Source organism: Holospora curviuscula (assembly GCF_002930195.1).
GTDB lineage: Bacteria > Pseudomonadota > Alphaproteobacteria > Holosporales > Holosporaceae > Holospora > Holospora curviuscula.
In genome coordinates this window covers 1-6,711 of the sequence record NZ_PHHC01000127.1, presented here as the reverse complement: position 1 = coordinate 6,711, position 6,711 = coordinate 1, and the positions used below count along the sequence as shown (strand labels likewise).

Annotated in this window: 8 protein-coding genes, 1 tRNA gene and 1 pseudogene; 9 read left to right on the top strand and 1 reads right to left on the bottom strand. The window is 37.6% G+C overall.

Going from position 1 to position 6,711, the window contains the following annotated elements:
- The first annotated feature begins 618 nt into the window (after positions 1–618).
- From HCUR_RS07945 to rimM, 8 genes are all read left to right on the top strand, one after another.
- Positions 619–858: a hypothetical protein gene (locus tag HCUR_RS07945; RefSeq protein ID WP_129591958.1), complete on the top strand. Its 240-nt coding sequence runs from the start codon at positions 619–621 to the stop codon at positions 856–858.
- Positions 833–1,129, top strand: a complete 297-nt coding sequence (locus tag HCUR_RS09900) for a transposase (RefSeq protein WP_104207257.1) — start codon at positions 833–835, stop codon at positions 1,127–1,129. Before HCUR_RS07945 ends, HCUR_RS09900 begins: the two co-directional genes overlap by 26 nt.
- A 545-nt stretch (positions 1,130–1,674) precedes the next feature.
- On the top strand, positions 1,675–1,908 hold the full coding sequence (locus HCUR_RS06375) for a hypothetical protein (RefSeq protein ID WP_104207256.1): 234 nt from the start codon (positions 1,675–1,677) through the stop codon (positions 1,906–1,908).
- Between the two features lie 180 nt (positions 1,909–2,088).
- Positions 2,089–2,478, top strand: a complete 390-nt coding sequence (locus tag HCUR_RS06370; protein WP_104207255.1) for a hypothetical protein — start codon at positions 2,089–2,091, stop codon at positions 2,476–2,478.
- A gap of 188 nt (positions 2,479–2,666) precedes the next feature.
- Positions 2,667–3,998: a transcription termination factor Rho gene (gene rho, locus HCUR_RS06365; protein WP_104207254.1), complete on the top strand. Its 1,332-nt coding sequence runs from the start codon at positions 2,667–2,669 to the stop codon at positions 3,996–3,998.
- Positions 3,999–4,048: 50 nt separating this feature from the next.
- Positions 4,049–4,840 carry a prolipoprotein diacylglyceryl transferase gene (gene lgt, locus HCUR_RS06360; RefSeq protein WP_104207253.1) on the top strand — a complete coding sequence of 264 codons (792 nt, stop codon included), beginning with the start codon at positions 4,049–4,051 and terminating at the stop codon, positions 4,838–4,840.
- Between the two features lie 250 nt (positions 4,841–5,090).
- Positions 5,091–5,161, top strand: a tRNA-Gly gene (locus HCUR_RS06355).
- Positions 5,135–5,689, top strand: a complete 555-nt coding sequence (gene rimM / locus HCUR_RS06350; protein WP_104207252.1) for a ribosome maturation factor RimM — start codon at positions 5,135–5,137, stop codon at positions 5,687–5,689. The genes HCUR_RS06355 and rimM overlap by 27 nt, the downstream gene beginning before the upstream one ends.
- A gap of 538 nt (positions 5,690–6,227) precedes the next feature.
- Here the strand turns inward: rimM and HCUR_RS10320 are convergent.
- A pseudogene (locus HCUR_RS10320) lies at positions 6,228–6,356 on the bottom strand (IS5-like element ISNeu3 family transposase); the annotation flags it as partial.
- 104 nt (positions 6,357–6,460) lie between these two features.
- Between HCUR_RS10320 and HCUR_RS06345 the strand changes: the two are divergent.
- Positions 6,461–6,703, top strand: coding sequence for a hypothetical protein (locus HCUR_RS06345; RefSeq protein ID WP_165780830.1), 243 nt, complete (start codon positions 6,461–6,463; stop codon positions 6,701–6,703).
- Positions 6,704–6,711: the final 8 nt, after the last annotated feature.

The following is a 6,711-nucleotide window of genomic DNA, read 5'->3' as shown; positions in this document are numbered from 1 at the left end:
ATGAACAGCCGGTCTTTATTATGTAAACTACTCCATTAATACGATTTTTTTTCGTGTTTAATTCTATTACTATACTTATCTCATTCAAAATGATCCTTAATGAATTTCCATTTATGATCTGTTAAATCTCTTGGATCACGCGTTCTTATTACCTCCAAACTTGACTATACTCCCTCCTTTTATCCATGAATACGGGGTCTTAGGTTCACTCTTTCAAATCTCAATTTAGCTCTGGTGGATAAGGATGCACCAATATTATTTTTCAGCCAACAGATTGGATGAGGGCTCTTGTCTTTTGTGATCTATAGAACGAAGTATGATAATTAATTGTTTACTAAGAAAGAAAATATAGCCAACTAACTATAGAATAGTTGTAATAAAAGAAAATAGAAGATATTTCAAGCTGTCGTATTTATGGAATTTTCGTCGTAAGAGTTGAGGAATTAAGAAAAAAGAAGGGGTAGGACTCTGGTAAACGTTTTGGAATGGGGCAGCAGACTATAGAAGGAGTACGCATTTAGAACCGAACTTAGTTCGCTCTAAGCCGGATGCTGATGCTTATCAGCCAGAGCGTGGGGATTAGCGCTGTTGGCATTTTCAAAGCCCTGCGACGTCTTGATGTTCGCGATAAAAAAACTTAAATCATCCAAAGGCGGATCCAGAAAAACATCTCTATTGTGCCAAAACCGTGATGAATTAAACAGAAAAGTTGATAAACGTGGGATTGTCCATGATATGCCAAGAACCCACGGGTGTTCTGTAAAAGCGCAGCGTTGTTACAGAAAACAGGATTGGGGTCCCAAAAGCAGAACAAATGCTATAAGGCGCTTTGATGAGCTCTACTTTGAGGGTAATTAGAGTGCATACGGGGTCTCTAGAGGTATTGATGTGTTGGGTAGAAGAAATGCTATTGATTCATATCCCAGAAAACTGTGGTGTTGTTCTGGATAATGCTGCGTTCCATCAAAGTAAAGCTATACAGAAAATAATTAAAGATGCTGGCATACTTTATCTACCGCCTTATTCTCCTGACCTTAATCCCATTGAGAAACAATGGGCTCGCGCTAAACAGATAAGACGTTCTACACATTGTTCAATTAACACGCGATTTTCTGTAACCGTTCTATAGGTAGTTGGCTATATACCCTTTCCTAGGAGTTCTATCCTAGATTAAATCCTTCCAAATCAAGGTAAATAAGTAGTCTCTTATTTGCCGTGTCCGCTTGGATCTGTGAGTAAAATATAAATCGCTTTTTTGTAGTAGTTTTTGGCCTTGAGCCAGGAAAAACACAATGGCGACTTAAGATAATCGTTCTTTCCCCTAAAGTAAGCATCAGCCTATATAGCCATTGAAGTAGAGTGTTTATTATGTTTTTGTTGGCCTCAAGACAAATTAAGAATCTGGCTCATCCTATTGAGCGCCTAAATGATGACTCACAACATACTCAGTGCATTACGTTATAAAATCTTGTAGAAAATGTGTTTCCCTAAAAAATCTTGCATAGCAGTGCAAACTGTATGCATCCCTTGATAGCGATAGACCCCTATCTCACGGCTCCACTGTTTAAAATAAACTTTTTTTAGATTTTTTTATGTTTTTATACCAATTAACTTAATATTAGAAAAAAAATTATTATTAAATTTTCAGTGTGCAGTGGTATAAAAAAATTATTAATGTATAAAAAAACATTTTTGTTAACAACATTTTCACTGTACAGTTTTGCAAAACCAAACCGTACACAAGACGCACTGAATCAAGAAGTGAACAGATGGATTAAGGATAATAGTAAAATTTTTAGAATAGAAGTTCAGGGATCTAAACACCCGCTATACAAAACGTTTTGCCTTGTATGCAAAGATCATCTTGAAAACAAAAGCGATAACAATAAATTTTCACACTGTATATAGGCAATACAACGCAATACGTGTCGTCATTTTTACGGCAATGACGAGAGAAAGCGAGAAAAATGTAATACTGCTTTCCAAGAATTAAAACAATACACCACAGATAAAAATGGAGAACCAAATGAGCAAATTAGTGCATTTCTTTATGCACTTTCAGACGTTCTTAGATCAATTAGGGAAGAGATGTTAGAGGATATAGAGTATGGACGTCGTACCTACTCAAAATTAAAATCATTAAAATCAGATTCTTCACAATACTCAAGATTAAAAGAGAACAATCCTTTGAAGTACGCTAAATTATTAAAAAATTCTCCAGAATTAGATATATTGAGTAAAGAATATACGAAGTCCATAAAGGCATTGCAATATTTTTTTGAACCAAAATCTGACACTGCGTATCTCCAAAACATGTTAAAGCAATTGCAGAAAATTTTTCAAAGTTTAGCCTTTCCAAACTTTGTTCAAGATCCCTCTGGAACACACTATGAGAGCATCAAAAAACTACTTCCCCAGGCTGCAAAAAAGCCTATTTCCTGTCCAGAACATCGAAATCAATATTCAACAGATGTCTAGGGACGTGTTAAGAAATTTTTTTGATGTATTAAATAACGCCAGACTAAGTAAAAAAAATTAAGATTTATCACACGAAATATAAGATTTTTTCTTTGAAGGCTCTTGATAAAAAAAAGAAAGTTAGATACTCTTTCATCACTAGCCTTTGCATACTGCAAAGGTAAAACTTTTTTTTCTGTGGATTTTTCATGATTAGAGTAAGTGATTTACGAAAATATTCTCCCTTAAATCTAAGAGCGATGGCGGAGTCTTTGGGAATTGAAAGTGCAAGCCTGAAAGGGGAAGAAATTGTAATTGAGATTCTAAAGAAACAATTTGAACAGGGAGAAGAGATCCTGTGTCTGGGAGTGTTAGAAATTCTATCGGACCAATTTGGCTTTTTACGGTATTCGGAAGTAAATTATTTACCAGGAATTTCGGATGTTTATGTTTGTCCAGAGCTTATTAGAAAAAATTACTTAAAAACTGGAGATGTGATTGAGGGAATTATCTTGCCTCCCAGTCGAGAAGAAGAGCGATACTTTTCCCTCAAAACTATTGAAACGATTAATTTTGATGAACCCAGTAAAACTTTTAGGCGCATTCCGTTCGAAAATTTAACCCCCCTTTTTCCTCAACGTAAACTAAATTTAGAGTTGGAAATTCCGCCGGAAATAGCCACCCCTGGGCTTTTGGTCAAGCCTTTAAAGAAAAAAAATTCGGACTGGGTTAATAACGCCCGCCTAACCTTACGCGCCATAGATTTAGTGGTTCCTCTGGGGTTGGGACAACGCGCACTTATTGTAGCACCTCCTCGCACCGGAAAAACCATCATTTTACAAAATTTAGCACAGGCAATTCAAGAAAATCATCCCGATGTCGTCCTCATGGTCATGTTAATTGATGAACGGCCGGAAGAAGCCACTGAGATGGCAAGGTTTGTAAAAGGAGAAGTAGTAAGTTCTACTTTTGATGAACCTGCAACACGTCATGTACAGTTGGCGGAGATGGTGATCGAAAAAGCAAAACGTCTTGTGGAGTGTCAAAAAGATGTCGTCATTCTTCTAGATTCATTAACGCGATTAGCTAGAGCGTACAATACTGTGCTTCCTTCCTCTGGAAAAGTATTGACTGGAGGTGTAGACGCCAATGCCTTACAACGTCCTAAGCGGTTGTTTGGTGCGGCCCGTAACGTGGAAGAAAAAGGCTCTTTGACCATCATTGCTACTGCTTTAGTAGAAACTGGGTCTCGTATGGAAGAAGTGATCTTTGAAGAGTTTAAAGGAACAGGAAACGCAGAAATTTATTTAGATCGAAAAGTGGCAGAGCGCCGTATTTTTCCTGCACTCGATGTTTCTAGGTCTGGCACACGAAAAGAAGAGCGATTAATTGATCCAAAATACTTACAACGTATGTGGGTTTTACGAAAAGTGTTAAGTTCTATGGCACCTGGAGGAGAAGCAACTGAATTTTTACTTGAAAAGTTGGGACTTACAGAGACTAACCGAAGTTTTTTTGATCAGATGAATACACCTCTTTAGATAAGTATACGGAAACCTTGGTATGACAAAATATCTAAGAGAGGCGTAACATGGATTTTCCCTCCCCTATTGCATTTTATATCTTTTCTCACCCGGTGCGTTGGTACGGCATTGCTTATGCTATAGGAACGGTTTTAGCATGGCGTTGGGGCGTTTTTTTATTAAAATCCCATATCTTTTTTTTATGTCATCGTGTTTTGGCAGATTTTCTAATGATGATTATGCCAGCTATCATTATCGGTGGAAGATTAGGATACGTTGTATTGTATGCTCCATCCTACTTCCTCAAATATCCCCTGGAGATTTTTTCAGTGTGGAAAGGAGGGATGGCGTTTCATGGTGCAGTGTTGACCTGTGCACTGGTTAGCTGGTGGTTTTGTAGACGCAGAAATATTTCATGGCTTTCTTTAACAGACTGCCTATTGTGCGGTGCACCTCTAGGCCTATTTCTAGGACGGATTGCAAATTTTTTAAATCAGGAGCTTTATGGAATTCCTTGGAAATACGGAGTGATTTTTCCAAACGTTGACTCTACTGCACGACATCCTAGCCAACTTTATGAAGCTTTTTCTGAAGGGTTAGGATTGTTTATCGTTTTAAACCTGCTTGCTTTTAAAACAGGGCTTCCACGAAGTAAGGGCGCACTTTCTGGATGTTTCTTAATAGGATACTCTATAACTCGCTGGGTATGTGAGTATACCCGAGAACCGGATCTACTTCCTTGGTTTGAATACAATATGATAAGTGCGGGACAAGCGTACAGCCTTCCCATGTTGGGAGTAGGGATTTATCTTTTAGTCAGAACGTCAAGTCCAGGATGGTGTACTAAAAAAATTGCTTAAATTAAATGTTGTTTCCCCCTTTTGTTCCAGTCTCCGGAAAAACTTAATTGCTTAATTTTTTTAAGGTAAGATTAGAAAAGATCGAAAAACGTTCTGTTTTAGGATGAGCACTAAAATTGAAGGCATTTAATTGTCCTTATTCTTCCTTATTTATAGAAGTGTTATATCCTATAATAGAAAATTTTTCTTCATGAGGATTAAAACCGTATTGTACTGAAATAAAAACTATGTTAGGGTTACTTGTCAGAGCGCGGATATGGTTCAATGGTAGAATAAAAGCTTCCCAAGCTTTAGATGAGAGTTCGATTCTCTTTATCCGCTCTTCTTGGAGAGTTAATGTTACTTATTGCTAAAGTTCTTGGTCCAAAAGGAATAAAAGGGAACTTAAAAGTTAAAGTTTTTACTCAAGATCCTTTGTTTATTACCTTTTGTTCCGTAGTGATGAATATTGAAAAAAAAATTTTTCACTTTTATTTTGTGGGTTCCGTTGGTACTCCAACCATAATAGAGGTGCGATGTCGTGGAGTTGATTCAAGAGAAAAAGCTGAGCTTTTAAAAGGTGTGGAGTTATACACACTCATCGAACATCTTGAGCCGCTTCCTCAAGATCAGTATTATTGGAAAGAACTGGAAGGGTACAAAGTTTTTTTTCAGGAAGCAGCTCTTGGAACAGTAATCAGATTAGAAAATTTTGGCGCTACAGATTTACTAGAAATCCGTCCTTTCGCTCTGTCCAGCCCTTCGATTTACTTGCCTTTTCATAAAGATTTTGTAGCCCATGTCTGTAAAATTCAGCGTTCTATTCAGTGTACTGAAGAAGGAAAGGCTTGGATTAGAGATGCATCCTAGAGTGTTCGATTACGCCAGGTTAAAGACTCGTGTACGCAAAGAGTATAAAAAAATACAATAAATCGCTTTGACTTAGGTGTACACCCATGCTAAAATGAAAATAAAAATTCCCACAAGATCATAAGATAATAATTTAAAACAAAATAAATACATTCCGTAAGTAAAAAAAGCATCAAAAGTGTTTAAAGTGTACAAAAAAAACACTCAGTAGCTGGCGTAGAAATATAAGAAAGAAAGTACAATGATGGAGAACGTTTAGAGTATAAACGTAGGATCATTTTTTCAAAGAAAATAGGCCGTGTCGACATTTAAGTTTACTTTAGTATTATGAGTCATACAGAAAAATAAAGGAAGGAAAGAAAAGCGTGTTCAAGTGTGTTATATCTGGGTGTAATGCGCCTGAAATGGGTTCACTTGTTGAACATTCGCTCGACTAGAGTAGAGTGCTTTATAAAGAGCTGCATCAAATTCTCTGCGGTTCTTTCGCATGGATCGTATTAGGATAATGGCTTTGTTGCTGCCAGCATAATGAACAATCTCATCGGGCATCATAGCCTTTATCCGCCAATAGCGTTTTAAAGTCAAAATTCTCCATTAAATCAAGAGCTTTTTTATAATCAGAGCACTGACCAGGCGATAGAATGAATCTGATGGGGGTGCCTAAAGCATCCCATGCAGCTGGATTTTCGTGTTAAAACTGCCTTCTGAGTGCATCAGAGCTTGTTCTTGTGTACCATTACTGTATTTTTTTCTGGCGCCCGCGACGTGTTGATGGGCGCCAATCATTGTGGAATCAGTTGTGATCCATTGCGTATCAGCATCTGCTGCAAGGGTATTGAAGATGATTTGCCGCACACCGGCTTTGGACCATCGTATCAAGCGTTTGTGAGCTCTCGATTATTTCCCGTAAGATTCTGGAAAGGCATGCCAAGCTGCACCCTTGCGGGCAATCCACATCACAGGATTGATAAATTTCTGGTTATCGCGTTACCAGCACGTGTTGACACACCCTAATATTACCT